Origin of the sequence: Jannaschia sp. GRR-S6-38, assembly GCF_029853695.1 — a bacterium.
Taxonomy (GTDB): Bacteria; Pseudomonadota; Alphaproteobacteria; order Rhodobacterales; family Rhodobacteraceae; genus Jannaschia; species Jannaschia ovalis.
Genome location: NZ_CP122537.1, coordinates 1743048 through 1761461, shown reverse-complemented (window position 1 = coordinate 1761461; position 18414 = coordinate 1743048). Strand labels below are relative to the sequence as shown.

Below are 18414 nucleotides of genomic sequence, written 5' to 3'. Positions count from 1 at the left end.
CTCTGACCAACGAAAAAGGCCGACCCCGAAGGGCCGGCCCATTTCATGCCGATCGCGGTCTGACGATCAGCCCACGTTTTCGTCCTTGCGGCCCTTCACCGGCGCCCAGATGCGCTTGTTGGTGAGGTAGAGCAGCACCGACAGCACGGCGAGCATCACGATCGCCACGAGCCCCATCTGCTTGCGCGCGGCGAGCTTCGGCTCCGCCGTCCACATCAGGAAGGCCGCAACGTCCTTCGCGGTGCTTTCCATATCCGTGGGCGAGCCATCGTCGAAGATCACGTCGTCGCCGTAGAGAACCGGCGCCATCGAGATCCAGCCGCCCGGATAGGCTTCGTTTTCGTAGAGGACGGTGCCTGCGATCTCCTGCTCCTCGCCGGTATAGCCGGTCAGGAGCGAAGCGATGTACTCGGCGCCGCCCATACCCTTGATGATCTGGTTGATGCCCAGATTGTAAGGGCCGTGGAAGCCCGAGCGGGCCTTCGCCATCAGCGACAGGTCCGGCGCGCCGACGGCGTTGTTCTCGGGGAACAGGTCCGGCGGAGTCGCGGGGCGGTAATCGCCCTGACCGTCGGCCAGAAGCGGGTCGAACACCTCGTAAAGCTCCGCATAGGCGCGGACCTGATCCTCCGAGAAGCCGGGCCCGCCCTCGTCCGCGAGCGTGCGGAACGGGACATATTTCAGCCCGTGACAGGCCGAGCAGATCTCGGTGTAGACCTTCAGGCCGCGCTGCAGCTGGTTCTGATCATAGGTTCCGAAGGGCCCCTCGAAGGGAAACTCGTAATCCGTGATCTTCCCCTCGCCCCCGGCGGCCAGCGCCGCCGAGGTCGAGACTGCAAGTGCCGCGATGGCCTTGGTGAAGACGTTCATCTGTCTTTCTCCTTATTCGGCCGGGGTCGCGGCTTTCTCGCCGGGCAGACGCTGCCCGGTGCCGAGCCCGCCATCCGTTCCCGAACCGTAATGCTGCGCGAACTCCTCCTCGATGGTGGCCGGACGCGGCAGCGGCTTCTCGATGACGCCGAGCAGCGGCAGGATCACCAGGAAGTAGGCGAACCAGTAGACCGACGCGATCAGCGACAGCGTGGCCCAGGGCTCCTCGGCCGGCATCGACCCGAGCCACATCAGCACGAAGAAGTCGATGACCAGCAGCCAGAACCACCACTTGAACATCGGGCGGTAGCGGCCCGACCGGACCGACGAGGTGTCGAGCCAGGGCGCGAAGGCCATGACCGCGATCGCGCCGAACATCGCCAGCACGCCGAAGAACTTGGCGTCGATGATGCCGCCGGTGATCCAGTCCGCCGCGATGACGATCCAGACATCGGCCGTGAAGGCGCGCAGGATCGCGTAGAACGGCAGGAAGTACCATTCGGGCACGATATGCGCGGGCGTCGCCAGCGGGTTCGCCTCGATGTAGTTATCGGGGTGACCCAGGTAGTTCGGCATGAAGCCGACGATCGCGAAGAAGACCAGCATGATCACCGCGAGAGCGAAGAGGTCCTTGATCACGAAATACGGCCAGAAGGGCAGCGTGTCCGCCTTGGCTTCGGCCTTCGAGGTGCGGCGCACTTCGACCCCGGTGGGGTTGTTGTTGCCGGTCGAGTGGAAGGACCAGATCTTCACGACCGAGAGGCCCAGGATCAGGAAGGGCATCAGGTAGTGCAGGCTGAAGAAGCGGGTCAGCGTGGCGTTGTCCACGGCCGGTCCGCCCAGCAGCCAGGCCTGCAGCGGCTCGCCCACGAAGGGGATGGCGCCGAAGAGGCCGGTAATCACGGTCGCGCCCCAGAAGGACATCTGACCCCAGGGCAGCACGTAGCCCATGAAGGCGGTGCCCATCATCAGCAGGTAGATGATGATGCCGAGGATCCACGTGATCTCGCGCGGGGTCTTGTAGGAGCCGTAATAGAGGTTCCGGAAGATATGCGCGTAGACCGCGATGAAGAACAGCGACGCGCCGTTGGCATGGATGTAGCGCAGGGCCCAACCGCCGTTCACGTTGCGCATGATGTGCTCGACCGACGCGAAGGCGTGATCGACATGCGGCGTGTAATGCATGACCAGAACGATGCCGGTGATGATCTGAAGCAGCAGCGTGAAGGTCAGGACGATGCCCCAGATCCACATCCAATTGAGGTTCTTGGGGGTGGGGATCATGAGCGTGTTGTAGAGCAGGCCGATGATCGGCAGCCGCTTCTCGACCCATTTCTCGCCCTGGGTCGTCGGGACGTACTCGTCGTGGGGAATGCCGGACATGGGTGTTCCTCCTCAGCCCAGTTGAATTGTTGTGTCGTCGACAAAGGTGGCCACGGGCACCGGCAGGTTGCGCGGTGCGGGGCCGCGGCGGATGCGACCCGCCGAGTCGTAGTGGGAGCCGTGGCAGGGGCAAAACCAGCCGCCGAAATCTCCGGCGCCGTCGCCCAGCGGCACGCAGCCGAGATGGGTGCAGACGCCCATCTGGACCAGCCATTCGCCAGCCTCGTCCAGGGTACGATTCTCGTCCGCGGCGGATGCGCCGTCGTCGATATTGGCGTTGCCGGCCAGCGGGTCGGGCAGACTGTCGATGTCGACGGCGCGCGCCTCCTCGATCTCGGCCTCGGTGCGGCGGCGGATGAAGACCGGCTTGCCCAGCCAGAGCGCCGTGATCTGCGTGCCCGGCTCGACCGCGGAGACATCGACCATGATCGAGGCCAGCGCCTGGACGTCGGCCGACGGGTTCATCTGGTTGATGAGCGGCCAGACGGCGGCGCCGGTCACGACGGCGCCGGCACCGGCGGTCGCGTAGTAGAGGAAATCGCGGCGGGTTCCCGCTTGATCGTCTGCGTGTGACACGAAGTCGTCTCCCGTCTCATGTCGGTCCCGTCGGACCGGAATCGTTGAACGCGTTCAGCGGCCCTCGGACCACGTCTGGCGCGTCATAGCCCAAGCGGCGGCACAAGTTCCAGCGGACAATCCCGCGCAGTTTCGCTTTGTCCCGCGGTCAGAGGTCGCGGGTCATGTCCCGATGGGACAGCCCTGCATCCCGGTAGATAGGCCCATACGGTTCGAATCCCAGCCGCTCGTAGAAGCCCAGCGCGGTCGTCTGGGCGCCCAGAATCGCGCATCGGAAGCCCATTTCGGTCAGATCGGACATGGCGCGCTCCATCAGATTCCGCCCCAACCCCTTCATTCGAAAGGGTTTCAGGACCGCGACCCGCTGGATCTTCGCGTCGTGGCCCTTCGGCAGCACCCGTAGGGTGGCCACCGGCACCGCGTCGATGCGTCCCAGCCAATGCAGGCAGTCGAGATCGCGGCCATCGACCTCGTCGGCGAGGCTGACGCCCTGTTCGTCGACGAAGACCGCGGCGCGGACGGCCAGCGCTGCGTCGAGCTCCGAAACGCGCTCGATTCTCACGGCTTGGTGGCCACCATCGACTCGCGCGCCGCGAAACGCGCCTCCCATTTCGCGAGCGTCTCTCGCCCGGCGCGCCAGTTGCGGTCGGAATGGCGCAGGTCGAGATAGCCCAGCGCGCAGCCCACCGCGATCTGGCCCATCGTCAGCGGCCCCTCGAGGAGCGGCATCGACCGCGCCTCGATCGCGTCGAGGCTGCGGGTGATCTTGGTCCATTGCGCGTCGAACCAGTCCGGCCACCAGAGCGCCTCGGGCCGCAGCCGCTTCTCGTAGGTGATGGCGATCGCGGCTTCCATGATCGCGTGGGCATTGGCCTCGAGGCTCAGCACCTCCCACAGCCGGCCCTGCGGATAGAGATTGGCGCCGGCCCGGTCGTCGAGGAAGCGGGCGATGACGCGGCTGTCGTAGATCGCGGGCCCGTCCTCGCGCAGCAGCGCCGGGATCTTGCCTGACGGGTTCGCGGCGTTCAGCGCCGGCTCGCCGCCCATCGGGCTGGCCGAGACGTCGCGGATCTCGACATCCGCCTGCCCGGTTTCCAGAAGCAGCACCCGGCAGGTGCGGGCAAAGGGCGAGGCGGGGGAGCTCAGAAGCTGCATCACGGGTCTCCGGCGGGTGGGTCGGCTGCGACAGAAGCAGGCCGGCGCGGGCGATGCCAGCCCCCGGTGCCGATTTCGCCGTGGAACAACCGCCCGGCGCGCGGCTTGTGTCCCCGGGGGTCGGGCGTCCGGCCATCCGCATCGCAACCTGCCGGGACGCCGAATGTTCGCAGCCCTCGCCACCCCCCTTCTGATCGGGGCCTTCGCCGCGGCGGGGCTGGTCGTGCTCGTCGTCTCGACCCGGATGACGCGGCTGGCCGACATCATTGCCGACCGCACCGGCATGGGCGAGGCGCTGGCGGGCGGGATCCTGCTCGGGGCCGCGACCTCGCTCTCGGGGCTCACCGTCTCGGCCACGGCGGCCTGGAACGGCGATGCCAGCCTCGCCGTCTCGAACGGGCTGGGCGGGATCGCGGCGCAGACGCTGTTCCTCGCCGTCGCGGATCTGAGCTTCCGCAAGGCCAATCTCGAGCATGCGGCGGCAGAGCCCGCAAATCTCTTCCAGGCGGCGCTGCTGATGATCCTGCTGACCCTGCCGGTCCTGGCCTTCGCGATGCCGGCCTGGGACATCTGGGGCGTCCATCCCGTCAGCATCCTGATGGCGGCGGCCTATCTCTACGGCGCGCGGCTGTCGCGGGCGGTCCGCGAGACGCCGATGTGGGCGCCGGTCGACACGCCCGAAACCCGCCATGACGAGCCCGAGGACGCGGCCGAAGCCCATCGCGACGCGCGCGGACCGGCGCTGGCCTTCGCCGGGCTGGCCGTCATGCTGGCGCTGTCGGGCTGGGTGATCTCGGCGACGGCCTCGGTGGCGGTCGGACGGTTCGGGCTGTCATCCTCGCTGGTGGGCGCACTGGCGACGGCGGTGGTCACCTCGCTGCCCGAGCTGGTGACGACGGTCGCCGCCGTGCGGCGCGGCGCGCTGCAACTGGCGGTGGGCGGCATCATCGGCGGCAATACCTTCGACACGATGTTCCTCGTCGTGTCGGACGGCTTCTACCGCGAGGGCTCGATCTTCGCGGCGATGCAGCCGGCGGACCTGTTCTGGCTGGCCACGGGGCTGGTGATGACGGCGGTTCTAATGGCGGGGCTGATCCGGCGGCAGAAGCAGGGGCCGGGCGGGATCGGCGCCGAGACAATCCTGTTGATCGCGCTCTATGCCGGGGCGGTCGGCGTGCAGCCCTTCGGGTCGTGAGGTCGCGCGCCGGGACCGGCCCGGCGCGCGCGTGGGGTCAGGGCAGAAGGACGGTGTCGATCACGTGGATCACGCCGTTCGACGCCGTGACGTCGGGCGTGGTCACGTTCGCGCCCTCGACGGTCACGCCGCCGCCGGTGCCGTCGACATGCAGCGTCGCGCCGTTCACCGTCGGAAGCCGCCCGCGCACGCCCACGAGCGAGGAGGCCGGGTAGAAGTTCGGCGCGACGTGATAGGTCAGGATCGCGGTCAGCTGGTCGCGGTTCTCGGGCAGGAGCAGGGTCTCGACCGTGCCCTCGGGCAGAGCGGCGAAGGCCTCGTCGGTCGGCGCGAAGACGGTGAACGGGCCCGGCCCCTTCAGCGTCTCGACCAGCCCGGCGGCGCCCAGCGCGGCGGCGAGTGTCTGGAAATTGCCCGCCGCGACGGCGGTGTCGACGATGTCGGCCGGGCCGTCACTGGCGGCGACGCAGCCTCCCAGCGCGGTGACGCCGACAAGGCCGGCCCCCATGGTCAGAAGGCGGCGGCGGTTCAATTGATCGGTCATGATACTCTCCCTGTCGGATGCGCGCCTTGGCGGCGCCGTGACTTGGGTGCATCTGGACTGACGCAAGGTCAGGTCCACGCCACGGGCGCGGCGAGGCGTTCACGAAACCGTGAGTTTCAGCCGATCGTCTCGCCCAGAAGTTGTGCGCCATCGACCGAAACGGCCCGCGCGACAAGCGTTTGCCCGACGGGCTGATCCGTCGCGAAGCGCATCTCGGCGAATTGCGCGGTGCGGCCCATGCGCGGGCTTTCCATCAGCACGGCGTGGCGGCGCCCGACCTGCGCGGCGAGATGCCGGGCGACAGCGGCATCGCCCGCGGCGCGCAGCCGGGCGGCACGCTCGCGGATCGTGCGGCCGTCGATGGCGGGCATCTTTGCGGCGGGCGTGCCCTGCCGCGCAGAATAGGGAAAGACGTGCAGCCAGGTCAGATCGCACTCCGCCACCAGCCGCAGGCTGTCGGCGAAATGCGCCTCGGTCTCGGTCGGAAAGCCGGCGATGATATCGGCGCCGAAGGTCATGTCGGGCCGCAGGCGCCGCGCCGCCTCGCAGAAGCGGATGGCATCGCCGCGCAGATGCCGGCGCTTCATGCGCTTCAGGATCAGGTCCGCGCCATGCTGCAGCGACAGGTGTAGATGCGGCATCAGCCGCTCCTCCTCGGCGATGGCGCGCATCAGCGCGTCGTCGACCTCGATCAGAATCGATCGAGCTGATCCGGAGCCGCTCGACCCGCGTCAGCTTCAGGATCCGCATCACCAGATCGCCCAGCCGCGGCTTGCCCGGCAGATCCGCCCCCCAGGAGGTCAGGTCCACCCCGGTCAGCACGATCTCGGCATAGCCGCGATCGACCAGCCGGGCGATCTGCTCGACCACGACGCCCGCGGGCACGGAGCGCGAATTTCCGCGGCCGTAGGGAATGATGCAGAAGGTGCAGCGGTGATCGCAGCCGTTCTGGACCTGCACATAGGCGCGGCTCCGGGTGCCGAACCCGTCGATCAGGTGGCCCGCCGTCTCGGCGACCGACATGATGTCGTCGACCTGCACCGGCTCCGTCCCGCCGGTGGCGAGGCCCGCCCAAGTGCCGGACTGCATCTTCTCGGTATTGCCGATCACATGATCGACCTCGGGCATCGCCGCGAAGCCCGCCGGGTCGGTCTGCGCGGCGCAGCCGGTCACGACGAGGCGCGCGCCGGGGTTCGCGCGCCGCCGCTTGCGGATGTCCTGCCGCGCCTTGCGGACGGCCTCGGCGGTGACGGCGCAGGTGTTCACGATGATCGTGTCCGTGAGGCCCGCCTGCGTGGCCAGGTCGCGCATCGCCTCGGCCTCGTAGGCGTTCAGGCGGCAGCCGTGGTTCGACAGGACGGGGCCGAGGCGGGGGGCGTCGTCAGCCATGCCAGACCCCGTCGAACACATACGCGGTCGGGCCGGTCATCCAGACCCCGTCGTCGCGCCAGTCGATCTCAAGCCCGCCGCCGTCGAGATCGATGCGCACGCGTCGCCCCGTCAGCCCGCGCCGCGCCGCCGCGACGGCCACCGCGCAGGAGGACGAGCCCGAGGCCAGCGTGACCCCGGCCCCGCGCTCCCAGACGCGCATCCGCAGGTGATCGGGTCCAAGGAGATGCGCGACCTGCACATTGGTGCGTTCGGGAAAGAGGGGGTGATGCTCATGCGCGGCTCCGAAAGCCGGCAGGTCCACCGCCTCGGCATCCTCCACGAAGAAGGTGCAATGCGGGTTGCCCATGCCGGTCGCGACCGGGTCGCCCGGGATCGGCAGGTGCAGCGTGTCGACCTCCTCGGCCAGCGGCACGTCGCGCCAGTCCAGAAGCGGCGCACCCATGTTGACGCTGACCGCGTCGCCGCCCGTCGCCTGCAGCACGCCCCGCTCGGTCCGTAGCGTCAGGCTGTCCGCGCCGCGCCGCGCCATTTCCCAGGCGGCGATGCAGCGGGTGGCGTTGCCGCAGGCCCCCGCGGTCGAGCCGTCGGCGTTCCAGAAGGTCAGGCGCAGGTCGACGTCGCTGCCCGCCTCGATCAGCGCCAGCTGGTCGAATCCCACGCCGCGATGGCGGTCGCCCATGGCGCGCGCGAGATCGGCATCAACGCGCGCGCCCCCGCGCCCGTCGATCACGACGAAGTCGTTGCCCAGCCCGTGCATCTTCATGAACGGCAGGCCGTCTGTTCCATCTCGCGCCATCGCGGCGGCAGATACGCCCCCGCCCGCGTTTTTGAAAGACCCCCGGCTTGACGAGGTCGGGGGCTGGCGATAGTTGCGCCCGGCGTGGGCCGGTAGCTCAGTTGGTTAGAGCAACTGACTTTTAATCAGTAGGTCCTCGGTTCGAATCCGAGCCGGCTCACCATCAATCCCACAGACATTCCGATCAGGCGCGCAGCCAGAGGCACCCGTAGGGCGGCACCTCGACCCGCGCGCCCTGCCGCGCGGGCGCGGCGCCGGTCAGCAGGTCGACGGCGTCCGCCGGGATCTCGAGATCCGCCGCCTGCGGATGCTCGGTGAAGTTGCACAGGCCGGTCACCGTCCGGTCGTCGCCCAGCCGCGCCCAGGCGAAAAGGCCCCGGTTGCCCGCGTCGAGGATTCGCGTCGGCACGTTCGACGCCAGCTGCTCGGTCGCCCGACGCACCGCCAGGACGTGCCGCAGGCCCCGCCAGATGCGGCCATGCGGCGTGGTCGCGTCGTGCCGCTCCGCCGCTTTGTCCCAATCCATCGGCGGCCGCTGCATCCAGCGCCCGTCCTCGGCCTTTTCGGGATCGTCCCGGTAGGCGTGATCGTTCAGCAGCCCCAGCTCGTCGCCCATGTAGATCAGCGGGATGCCCCCGAAGCCCGCGATCAGCGCGTGGCCCATCAGGATGCGGGCCACCGCCGCGTCCACCGCCGCCGCGTCGCCCGCCTCCAGCGCCGACTCCAGGCCGGCGAGCGCGGCGAAGCTGCCATTCGTGCGCCGGTCGCCGGTCGCTTCGTTGACCTGGAAATCGGCGCCGCGCGCGAAACTGCCCGGGAAGCGCCCGGCGTAGAAATCGGCGAGGAAGGTGCGATGGCCCGGGCCCGAGATGCCGGGCACATGGGCCGCGTCCTCTTCGGTGACGGCCCAGCCGATATCGTCGTGGCAGCGGATATATGTGGCGAAGCAGGCGCGGCGGAAGCTCTCGGGGAAATGCGCGCGCAGCACATAAGTCATGAGCCGCGTGTCGCGGGCCGCCAGCGATGCCCAGAACTGCACCATGAGGTTGTTGTGATAGGCCAGCTGGCTTTCGCGGCCCTGATGCGTGTCGGTGCCCAGATAGGGCACCAGATCGGCGGGCCCGACGATGGCCTCGGCCTTGTGGATCCCGGCGGGCGCGGCGATCCGCGTGGCCTGGGTCAGCGCCTGCAGGATGTCGTGCACCTCGGGCAGGTTCTGGCAGATCGTACCCATCCGTTTCCACATGAAGGCCACCGCATCCAGCCGGAACACCTCCACCCCTTGGTTGGCGAGGTGCAGGATCATGTCGAGGATGGCGAGAAACACCTCTGGGTTCTCCCAGTTCAGGTCCCACTGGTATTCATTGAAGGTGGTCCAGACCCACTTGCCGCCATTCGGACCGGGAATGTCGTCATACCACGTGAAGTTGCCCGGTGCCTGCGCGGGGAAGATCTCGAGCAGGGTCTTCTCGTAGTCGCGCGGCAGGCTGTCGTCGTCGAACATGCGGTAGAAGGCCTGGTAATGCGGATCGCCCGCGCGCGCCTTCCGCGCCCAGTCATGCTCCTTCGCGGTGTGATTGAGTACCATGTCGATGCAGGGGCTGATGCCGGCCCGGCGCAGCTTGGCCGTCACCGCGCGGAACTGCGCCATCGTGCCCAGCTTCGGGTCGATCCGGCGGTAATCCATCACTGCGTAGCCGCCATCGGACTGGCCCGGGCGGGGCATCAGGCAGGGCATCATATGGGCATAAGTGATCCCCAGCTCCTGCAGATAGGGGATGCGGTCGGGCAGCGATTTCAGGTCGCCCGCGAGGCGGTCGATATAGAAGACATAGGCCGCCATCTCCTGGCTCAGGAACCAGTCGGGATCGACGTCGCGCGCCATGTCGAGGCGCTTGAGATCCGCGGGCCGGTCCGCCCAATGCCCGGCCAGCAGCGTCCGGATCCGCTCGAGCAGGGCCTCGGCCGTCGCACCCGGCCCGTAGAGGCGCGAGACCGGGCCGATCAGGTCGCGCCGCCCCCGACGCCAGCGCAGCGCGAAGACGTCTTCGTCGGTGATGTTGCGGGCGGGGCGCTTGACGGTCACGGGGGCGATCCTTCGGCTCGGATGAGCCCATGACCTAGCGCCTCCGGCCCGCGGGTCTCAAGCAGATGGGTGCCGGGAGCCTCCGACGCGTCCTAGGCGCAGCGCTCCTGCCCCAGGAGGCCGGCGAAGCCCGGGGCAGGCTGGCAGGTCACCTCGGCCACCATCGGCAGCGGGTTGCCCGCGTCATCGATCGGCACCATCGGCGCACGGCCCGCATCGTAGTCGCGCCACATGTCGCCGCGCAGCCCCGTTTCCCACAACAGGCCCCGGCGCTTGGCTTCGTAATAGTAGCCGCGCGCGTACCACATCATCGCCTCGTACTCGTCCCCGTCCGAGACCATCCAGGCCCCGCGAAGGTAGCGGGTCGCGTATTTCAGATGCGTGTCGGCATCCAGGAGCGCGCGATTTTCCGCGCGGAAGTTCATGTTGCGGGCGGTGGCGGGCAGGATCTGCATCATCCCCCAATAAGGGCCGTTCCGCGCGCTAGGCCGGTAGTCGCTCTCGCGCTGGATGACGCGGTGCAGGAGGCTGCGGGGCAGGTCGTAGTAATCGGCCCATTTGTTGACGAGCTGGCGGATCTCGGGCGTCTCGCCGGGATAGAGCGGCTGGGTCGCCTCGGCGCGGGTGGAGACCTCGGGGGGCGCGGTGGCGACACAGGCCGACAGCGCCAGAAGAAGGGGGACGAGCAAGCGGAGCATCGGAAGGGATCCGTCATTGTTGCGACCCCTGCCCGGTAGCGCGGGATGCGCCGCCGGGGGAGCCCCCGCATGACGCATCGGCAACCTCCCGCCCATGGCGCGCCGGGCCTCGGCCCTTGTCAGGCGGCGGCGCATGGGCCACCTCGGACGGGTGAAACGGCTATCCTACTGGTTGCAGGCGGCGCTTCTGCGCACGCTCCTCGTGCTCGTCGCCGCGCTGCCCATGGCCGCGCGCCGCCGCGTGCTGGGCTTCGTGACCGAGTGGGCGGTGCGCCTGACGCCGCTGCGCGCCCGGCTCGGCGCCAATCTCGATCGCGTCTGGCCCGACCTCCCCCCGGCGCGGCGCGGCGCGATCCTGCGCGGGGCCGCGCGCAATGTCGGGCGCACGCTGACCGGCATCTGGTTCAACGACGATCTCGCCCGCGAGGCGGCGGATCTGGTGCCCGAGGGGCCCGGCCTCGACGCGCTGCGCGAGGCCCGCCGCGCCGGGCGCGGCGCGGTGATCGTTTCGGGTCATTTCGGCCAGTGGGAAGCGATCCGCCACGTCCTCAAGCGCGAGGGGCTGGAGACCGGCGCGATCTACCGCCCCAACAACAACCCGTTCTACGAGCCGATCTTCCGCGCCGGGATCGAACGCGGCGGCGCACCGATCATTCCGAAGGGCAGCGCGGGAATGCGGCAGATGCTGCGCCACGTGCGCGCCGGCGGCTTCATCGCGCTGCTGCCTGACCAATATGTGGGCGACGGGGTCTGGCTGCGCTTCCTCGGCCAACCGGCCCTGACCTCGCCCGTCGCCGCCGAGCTGGCGCTGCGCTACGACCTGCCGCTGATCCCCGCCTTCGCCCCGTGGGAGGACGGCCGACCCCGCGTCATCCTGGAGGCGCCGATCCCGCCCTCGGACCCGGCGGCGATGATGCAGGCCTTCAACGACCGCCTTGGGTCGTGGGTGGAACGTCACCCGTCGCAATGGCACTGGCTGCACCAGCGCTGGAAATACTACGCCTTCAACGAGGCCGGCCGCGACGCGGCCGCGGAGTAGGCGCATGTTCCTGAGCATCTTCGACATCTTCAAGCCGGGCATCGGGCCGTCCTCGTCGCACACGATGGGGCCGATGGTCGCCGCCGGCCGCTTCCTTGAGGCGCTGCGCGGAGGAGCGGATCCGGAGCCGGGCTCGGGCCCGCCCGCGCATCTACAGGCGACGCTGCACGGCTCGCTGGCCTGGACCGGCAAGGGCCATGCGACGGATCGCGCAGTCCTTCTGGGCCTGTTGGGCTTCGACCCGGCGGAGGTCGACATGGACCGCGCCGAGACGGCGCTCGCGACGCTGCGGGAGACGGGTCGCGTGACGCCCGAAGCCCTGCCCGAGATGCGGCTCGACCCGGAGGCGGACGTGATCTTCGACTTCGGCCCGCCCCTGCCCGGCCACGCGAATGGCATGGTCCTGCGGGCCTTCGACGCGGGCGGCAACCTGCGGATGGAGGAGACCTACTACTCCGTCGGTGGCGGCTTCGTCGCCACCTCGGCCGAGCTCGCCCCCGCCTCCGACCTGCATGCCGAGAAGGCGCAGGCGGGCTTTCCCTTCCCCTTCGGCTCCGCCGCCGAGATGCTGGCGATGGGCGAGACCGCGGGCCTCAGCGTGGCGCAGATGAAATGGCGCAACGAGGCGGTGCTGACGCCCGAGGCCCGGCTCGCCGCCCGCGTGGACGCCATCTGGGCGAAGATGGATGCCTGCATCGAGCGCGGGCTGGCCCAGGACGGCATCCTGCCCGGCGGGCTCAACGTGAAGCGCCGCGCCCGGGCGATCCATCGCAAGCTGGTGGAGGAGGGCGGCCGCAACCTCGCGCAGCCGCATGTCTGGGGCGACTGGCTGTCGGTCTACGCCATGGCCGTCAACGAGGAGAATGCGGCCGGCGGCGCGGTCGTGACCTCGCCCACCAACGGCGCGGCGGGCGTGGTGCCCGCGACGATCCGCTACTACCGCGACCATTGCATCGGGGCGAGTTCCGAAGGCATCCGGACCTTCCTGCTGACCGCCGCCGCGATCGGCGGGCTGATCAAGCACAATGCCTCGATCTCGGGGGCCGAGGTCGGCTGCCAGGGCGAGGTCGGCAGCGCCTCGGCCATGGCGGCGGCGGGCCTCTGCGCCGCGCTGGGCGGCACGAATGCGCAGATCGAGAACGCCGCCGAGATCGCGCTGGAGCATCACCTCGGCATGACCTGCGACCCCGCCGGCGGGCTGGTGCAGGTGCCCTGCATCGAGCGCAACGGGCTGGGTGCCATCAAGGCCGTCTCCGCCGCCTCGCTGAGCCTTCGCGGCGACGGCGCGCATTTCATGCCGCTCGACAATTGCATCGAGGCGATGCGCCAGACCGGGCGCGACATGTCGGAGAAGTACAAGGAGACGAGCCAGGGCGGCCTCGCGGTCAACCTCCCGGAATGCTGAGACCGGCGCCGGGGGCGCGGCCCCCTGGACCCCAGGCGTGTTTCCGGACCCGTGGTCGGCGGACCTACCCTTCGGCGGCGAGCTTGCCCTGGCGGGATTTCAGCGTCTCCCACAAATCGCGGTAGCGCGGCTCGGCCATCAGGGTCTCGAACTGCTCGCGATGCCAGGCGATGCCCTGCGCGTGGAGGCGGTTGAGCTTGCGGTCGGACATCAGCGCGGCCAGCTCCGCCTCGAAGCCCGGCAGCCCGGCGACGAGCGTGTCGTCGCGCCCCTCGTTGAGGTTCCACTTGTCCCAGTAATCGAGGCCCAGATCCTCGTTGATATGGTTCGCCCGCCCGCGGTTCTTCTTGAGGATATAGGCCTCCATCGAGCGCAGCGGGTAATGGTGCATATAGGCCGTCCGGTCGCAGCCCTTCCACGGGATCGACCAGGTCTTCGCCGGGTTCATCCGCGCGCTGATGTCTTCCCCCGAGGGCGATTTCCAGACGATCCGGTCCTGCCATTCGGGCGCGACGCGCGGGCGATGCAGCCCGATGTGATACATCGCCTCGGGCTTGCGGAACATCGTCTTGACGTCGCGCTTGGCGCGCCCCTCGTGGCGCGGCGGCGGCTCGCAGGCCGTGAACTGTCGGGTGATGGGCAAGTCGCGGAAGGCCTCGATCCCGCCATTGCCGAAGATCTTCCAGGGAAACGAGACGACATCGGTCTCGGGGCCGAGCTCGGCCAGCAGGCCCTGGATTGTGCGGTCGGCGGTGCGGATGTTGATGAACTCGTCCACATCCGCGATCAGGATCCAGGTCGCCTTGTGGTAGAGGACGTGTTCCCTGGCCCATTTCAGCGCCGATTTGTGCGGCCCGCGGGCCAGCACCCGGTTCACCACGTGGCGCAGGATCCCCATCTCCTCCAGCCGGTCGAGGATCGGGTCCGTCGTGTCCTCGCAATCGTTCGTGTAGACGAGGAAATCCGTGAAGCCGAGCGCGCGGTGATGCGCGACCCATTCGATGACGTAGGGCGCCTCGTTCTTCATCGTCGAGACGACGAGGAACCGCGCATCGGCCGGTCGGCCCAGCAGCCGGACCGTGTCCGGCAGGCGGAGGGTCCAGTACTGGCCCTTCTGCTCCAACACGGCGCCGGGCAGCCGGGCGACGATATCGCCCACCGCCTCGCGCACCGGGCGGCCCAGCTCCCCGCCCCAGTGCCAGCCGCCGCCCGCGATCATGCCGCCGGGACGGACGACACGGACCGCCGCCTCGAGATCGGCCAAGATCACGTCGTAATGCTTCTGCCCGTCGAGCCAGATCCAGTCGAACGCCGCATCCTCCATCCCGGCGAGCGCCGCGCCCGAGGGCATCCGCAGGATCGTGGCGTCGGGATGCGCCGCGCGCACCTGCGCCAGTTGCACGTCGCGATCGGCCTGCGGGGCGGTGTAGGCCAGCGCGCGGACGTCGCGCGCCGCGTCCTCGGCCCAGGGGTCGATCAGCGTCAGCGCGCGCGGGACCGCGATCCGGACCAGATGCTCGGTATGCCGTCCGCCATGCGTGCCGATTTCCGCCCCGCGCCCCGCGCGCGGCAGCCTCTCGATCGCGCGTACCCCGTTCTCACGCAGCTTGCGCATCCGCATTCCTGTTACGGCCCATGTCGAAGCGCGGGCTGTCGGCGGGAATGAACAGCACATCCGCCATGCGCGGCGCCCGCGTCAGGCCGCTGAGGAAGCTGTACACCTCGAACCCCTGCTCGGCCATGAAGGCGATCACCTCCGAGAAGCGGTAGCCGTCGACGAAGCGCTTCTTGATGGACGTCTCGGTGATCACGAACTCGCATCGCCGCAGCGTGGCCGTCGCGCCGCGCAGCACCTCGAGCTCGGCGCCTTCGGTGTCGATCTTCAGGCCCAGCGGCCCGGCATGGCTGGCCACGAGGTCGTCGAGGCGCCGCACCTGGACGCGGCGCCGCTCCGCCGGGGTCCCGCCGTCGCGGCGCGCCCGGAACGAGCTGCGCGCGAGGCGCCCGGCCTCGACCTGCAATTCCATTAGGCCGGGCTGCGCGCCCAAGGCGCAGACGTGGAATTCATGGTCCAGATGGCCCCAATTCTCGGCCACGGCCGCGCGGCTCTCCTCCAGCGGGTCGATCATGACGAAGTGGCGATCCGGGAAGCAGTCGTAGAGGAAGGGCGTGCCGTTCAGGACGCCCACATCGATGATGGTGTGCGCCTCGAAACCGTAGCGGCGGAAGTACCGCGCCTGCATCTTGTCGGGCATCGCCATGATCCCAACTCCTGTCCTGCTCATCCGGTCTTCGGTGCCGGATCTTGCGACACGGTAAATGAACAAGCCGTTTGCGTCGACGTTCAGGCCGTCGAAACCGCGCGCATCGTGTCTCCGGGCAACAGTGTGGGAACCAGCTCCAGCCGCCGGTCCTCGCCTTCCAGCACCCGGCGTCCGCAGACGATCTCGGCGGCGATGCGCCCGGCCTCGCGGCGGCGGCTGTCGACGGTCGCCAGCTTCCGGGGCAGCCCGTCGAGAAGGGTAAAGGCGTTGAACCCCGCCAGACCCAGCGCGCCGCCCACGTCGAGCCCCTTCTCCAGCGCGTAGAGCAGGCCGCCCGCGCCGGTCAGGTCATTGGTATAGAACAGGAAATCGATATCCGGCGTCCGCGCAAGCATGTCGGCGGTCATCTCGCGGCCCTTAGCGAAGCCCGACATCCCCTCATAGGCCATCTGATCGGCCACGCCGATCCCCGCCTCGCTCAGCGCGCGTTCCAGCCCCTCGATGCGCTTGCGGGCGCGGTGGTCGCCATGGGCCCGTGTGCCCAGGATCCCGACGCGCCGGTAGCCGCGCGCGGCGATCTCCGCCCCGACCTGGTAGCCGGCGCGCCAGTGGCTGATGCCCACGGCCGCGTCGATCGGCTCGCCGTCGACATCCATCACCTCGACCACCGGCACGCCGCAATTGCCCAGCATCGCGCGGCTCGCCTCGGAATGCTCGAGCCCCGCGATCACGACACCCGAGGGCCGCCAGGACAGCATCTCGAAGAGGACGCGCTCCTCCTTTTCGGGGTCGTAGCCGGTGGTGCCGACGACGGGTTGCAGCCCGGTGCCTTCCAGCCCTTCCTCGACCCCGGCCAGCATCTCGGGAAAGACGAGGTTCGACAGGCTTGGCACGATTACGGCAACGAGGTTCACGCGGTTCGAGGCCAAGGCGCCCGCGATCTTGTTGGGCACGTAGCCCAGCCGCTTGGCCGCCGCGATTACCTTCGCCCGCGTCGCGTCCGACACGTCGCCCCGGTTGCGCAGCACGCGGCTGACGGTCATTTCGCTGACGCCCGACGCCTCGGAGACATCGCGCAGCGTGAGGTGCTGGTGGCGGTCGCTGCGGCGGGTCACAAAGGGCGTCCGAGGGTCATGCCGCAGGTCTAGCGCGGGGCCGCATCGGTGGACAAGCGCCCGCTGCGAGCGCTATCACCCGCCGGGGGTCCCGTGGCTCAACTGGATAGAGCAATCCCCTCCTAAGGGATAGGTTGCAGGTTCGAGTCCTGCCGGGATCACCACCTCCTCTCCGCATCTGCCGCGCCCGCGACGGTGGGGCCCCGGCCGCCGTCGCGCGCGGGCCTTTTGCGCGGGATCAATGACCCCAGCCGCGGGCCGGCGCATCCTTGCTTGCGATGATCCTCGCAACGGATGGGACCGGCATGGCCCGTGCGACGATATTTACCGACCGCCACGACGCGGGGCGCAGGCTGGCGGCAGAACTGCCGGAGTTCGATCCGGCCCAGACCGTCGTCCTGGCCCTGCCGCGCGGCGGGGTGCCCGTCGCCGAGGAAATCTGCCGCGCCCGCGGGCTGCCGCTCGACCTGCTCATGGTGCGCAAGATCGGCATGCCGGGACAGCCGGAGCTGGCCGCCGGGGCGGTGGCCGACGGCCCGCATCCGATAACGGTGGTCAACAGCCGCATCGCCGGCGCCTACGGCCTGGACGATGCGCGGGTCGAGGCGATGGGGCGCGATCTCCTGCCCGAGATCGCGCGACGCCGGGCGCTCTATCTCGGGGACCGGGCGCGCCCGGAGATCGCGGGGAAGACGGTGGTCCTGGTCGATGACGGGGCCGCCACCGGGGCCACGCTGCGGGTCGGTCTCCTGGCGGCGCGGAAGGCCGGGGCCAAGCGGCTGATCCTGGCGCTTCCCGTCGCAGCACCCGACGTTTTGGAGGAGCTGTCGCGGCTGGCGGATGTCGCGATCTGCCTCGACACGCCCCGGATGTTCCGCGCGGTCGGCGGGTCCTATGCAACCTTTTCGCAGGTCAGCGACGCGGAGGTCGTCGCCGCGATGGCGCGCTGCGCGGGCGACGGATCGGCCGACGCGGGCTAGGCCGCGGTCACGCGCCGAGCGGCAGGCTCTCGATGCCGTAATCCTCGGTCACCTGAAACACGCAGCCATTCGGCACCTCGGTCCAGACATCGTGCTGGGTGATCGGTTCGGAGGCGATCTCGACGGCCCGGTAATCGGTCGCCGCCTTGTGATGGACATGCGGCTTCCGGCAGATCGGGCAATCGAACACCCGGTCGCGGCGAAGGCGGTACAGGCTTCGGTTCAGGCGCGAGGCGACCATGCGCCGCCCGTCGGTCAGAACGACGTTCAAGCCGACGCGCGCGCCCGGGTCGACCACGCGGCTCCAGGCGATCACGTCGTTCAGCCCCGCCTGCACGTTTTCCAGGAGCCCCCGCTCCGGATGGCGCAGCAGCAGGCTCAGGAGGTAGCGGAAGATGTGCTCGCTATCGGTCTCGCCGTCGATCTCGACCCGGTGCAGCGGGTCCATCGCCTCCAGCATCGCCATCCGCACCCGCCCAAAATTCGGGATGGTGCCGTTATGCGCGAAGATCCAGACCCCGTGGTGGAAGGGATGGGTGTTCTCCAGCGCCTGGGCGCCGACCGTGGCGCGGCGGACATGGGCAACGACGGTGCGGGCATAGACCCGCGCGGCCTTCTTGGCAAAGCGCTCGCCGTGAAAGGCGGCCCAGGTCTGCTTTTCGATGATCGGCAGGCCCTCCGGATAGTCGGCGACGCCCCAGCCGTGCCCGTGCATCATCCCCTCGCGGTCGCTGAGGCTCTGCGCCATCAGGGCGTTCTGCGAGCGCACCAGGCCGCATTCGACGCGGGTCGGCTCGTTGGCATGCATGGCATAGAGGCGGCACATTCGCGGAGGCTCCCGGGTTGGCCCGTCAATCCGGCAATTCGGGCGGCGGCGCCTTGACGGCGATCAAGGCCGGCGCGCGCGGCGCGCGGT

Annotated in this window: 17 protein-coding genes, 2 tRNA genes and 1 pseudogene; 6 read left to right on the top strand and 14 right to left on the bottom strand. The window is 69.4% G+C overall.

The genetic code is table 11. From position 1 onward, the window contains the following. Nucleotides 1-66: 66 nt before the first annotated feature. The 5 genes from P8627_RS09010 to P8627_RS08990 all read right to left on the bottom strand — a co-directional run bounded on the left by P8627_RS09010 (nt 67) and on the right by P8627_RS08990 (nt 3984). Nucleotides 67-870 (bottom strand): cytochrome c1, encoded by an 804-nt coding sequence (locus tag P8627_RS09010; RefSeq protein ID WP_279963770.1) that lies wholly within the window; start codon nt 868-870, stop codon nt 67-69. Between the two features lie 12 nt (nt 871-882). Beyond that, nucleotides 883-2253 (bottom strand): cytochrome b, encoded by a 1371-nt coding sequence (locus tag P8627_RS09005; RefSeq protein ID WP_279963769.1) that lies wholly within the window; start codon nt 2251-2253, stop codon nt 883-885. 12 nt (nt 2254-2265) lie between these two features. After that, entirely contained in the window at nt 2266-2829 is a 564-nt protein-coding gene (gene petA, locus P8627_RS09000) for a ubiquinol-cytochrome c reductase iron-sulfur subunit (RefSeq protein ID WP_279963768.1), read from the bottom strand. Nucleotides 2830-2977: 148 nt separating this feature from the next. Next, nucleotides 2978-3391 (bottom strand): GNAT family N-acetyltransferase, encoded by a 414-nt coding sequence (locus P8627_RS08995; RefSeq protein WP_279963767.1) that lies wholly within the window; start codon nt 3389-3391, stop codon nt 2978-2980. After that, complete coding sequence (locus tag P8627_RS08990; RefSeq protein WP_279963766.1) at nt 3388-3984, bottom strand: glutathione S-transferase family protein; 597 nt, start codon at nt 3982-3984, stop codon at nt 3388-3390. Before P8627_RS08990 ends, P8627_RS08995 begins: the two co-directional genes overlap by 4 nt. 163 nt (nt 3985-4147) lie before the next feature. Here P8627_RS08990 and P8627_RS08985 point away from each other — a divergent pair, with 163 nt between their 5' ends. After that, nucleotides 4148-5179, top strand: a complete 1032-nt coding sequence (locus P8627_RS08985; protein ID WP_279963765.1) for a sodium:calcium antiporter — start codon at nt 4148-4150, stop codon at nt 5177-5179. Between the two features lie 37 nt (nt 5180-5216). Here P8627_RS08985 and P8627_RS08980 read toward each other — a convergent pair whose 3' ends face one another. The 3 genes and pseudogenes from P8627_RS08980 to dapF form a co-directional block, all read right to left on the bottom strand. Then, on the bottom strand, nt 5217-5723 hold the full coding sequence (locus tag P8627_RS08980; RefSeq protein ID WP_279963764.1) for a fasciclin domain-containing protein: 507 nt from the start codon (nt 5721-5723) through the stop codon (nt 5217-5219). Nucleotides 5724-5839: 116 nt separating this feature from the next. After that, nucleotides 5840-7112, bottom strand: a pseudogene (gene mtaB, locus P8627_RS08975) (tRNA (N(6)-L-threonylcarbamoyladenosine(37)-C(2))-methylthiotransferase MtaB). Beyond that, entirely contained in the window at nt 7105-7911 is an 807-nt protein-coding gene (gene dapF, locus P8627_RS08970) for a diaminopimelate epimerase (RefSeq protein ID WP_279963763.1), read from the bottom strand. The pseudogene mtaB and the gene dapF overlap by 8 nt, the downstream one beginning before the upstream one ends. Before the next feature lie 86 nt (nt 7912-7997). On the opposite strand from dapF, the gene P8627_RS08965 reads away from it, so the two are divergent. Continuing rightward, a tRNA-Lys gene (locus P8627_RS08965) sits at nt 7998-8074 on the top strand. A gap of 21 nt (nt 8075-8095) precedes the next feature. Here P8627_RS08965 and P8627_RS08960 read toward each other — a convergent pair. Beyond that, complete coding sequence (locus P8627_RS08960) at nt 8096-9997, bottom strand: alpha-amylase family glycosyl hydrolase (RefSeq protein ID WP_279963762.1); 1902 nt, start codon at nt 9995-9997, stop codon at nt 8096-8098. Between the two features lie 92 nt (nt 9998-10089). After that, on the bottom strand, nt 10090-10695 hold the full coding sequence (locus P8627_RS08955; RefSeq protein ID WP_347882267.1) for a lytic transglycosylase domain-containing protein: 606 nt from the start codon (nt 10693-10695) through the stop codon (nt 10090-10092). Nucleotides 10696-10846: 151 nt separating this feature from the next. On the opposite strand from P8627_RS08955, the gene P8627_RS08950 reads away from it, so the two are divergent. Both P8627_RS08950 and P8627_RS08945 read left to right on the top strand, forming a co-directional pair. Further along, entirely contained in the window at nt 10847-11734 is an 888-nt protein-coding gene (locus tag P8627_RS08950; protein ID WP_279963761.1) for a lysophospholipid acyltransferase family protein, read from the top strand. Nucleotides 11735-11738: 4 nt separating this feature from the next. Further along, on the top strand, nt 11739-13139 hold the full coding sequence (locus P8627_RS08945) for an L-serine ammonia-lyase (RefSeq protein WP_279963760.1): 1401 nt from the start codon (nt 11739-11741) through the stop codon (nt 13137-13139). Nucleotides 13140-13203: 64 nt separating this feature from the next. Here P8627_RS08945 and P8627_RS08940 read toward each other — a convergent pair whose 3' ends face one another. From P8627_RS08940 to P8627_RS08930, 3 genes are all read right to left on the bottom strand, one after another. Further along, nucleotides 13204-14754 carry a glycosyltransferase family 2 protein gene (locus tag P8627_RS08940; protein WP_279963759.1) on the bottom strand — a complete coding sequence of 517 codons (1551 nt, stop codon included), beginning with the start codon at nt 14752-14754 and terminating at the stop codon, nt 13204-13206. Further along, complete coding sequence (locus P8627_RS08935) at nt 14738-15400, bottom strand: FkbM family methyltransferase (protein WP_279963758.1); 663 nt, start codon at nt 15398-15400, stop codon at nt 14738-14740. The genes P8627_RS08940 and P8627_RS08935 overlap by 17 nt, the downstream gene beginning before the upstream one ends. Before the next feature lie 83 nt (nt 15401-15483). Continuing rightward, nucleotides 15484-16518, bottom strand: a complete 1035-nt coding sequence (locus P8627_RS08930; protein WP_279963757.1) for a LacI family DNA-binding transcriptional regulator — start codon at nt 16516-16518, stop codon at nt 15484-15486. Nucleotides 16519-16605: 87 nt separating this feature from the next. On the opposite strand from P8627_RS08930, the gene P8627_RS08925 reads away from it, so the two are divergent. Further along, nucleotides 16606-16682 (top strand) — tRNA-Arg (locus tag P8627_RS08925). A gap of 114 nt (nt 16683-16796) precedes the next feature. Next, the gene (locus P8627_RS08920) at nt 16797-17498 is read left to right on the top strand and encodes a phosphoribosyltransferase (RefSeq protein ID WP_279963756.1); all 702 of its coding nucleotides are present in this window, start codon (nt 16797-16799) and stop codon (nt 17496-17498) included. 7 nt (nt 17499-17505) lie between these two features. Here P8627_RS08920 and P8627_RS08915 read toward each other — a convergent pair whose 3' ends face one another. Next, the gene (locus P8627_RS08915; RefSeq protein WP_279963755.1) at nt 17506-18324 is read right to left on the bottom strand and encodes a class II glutamine amidotransferase; all 819 of its coding nucleotides are present in this window, start codon (nt 18322-18324) and stop codon (nt 17506-17508) included. Nucleotides 18325-18414 lie beyond the last annotated feature (90 nt).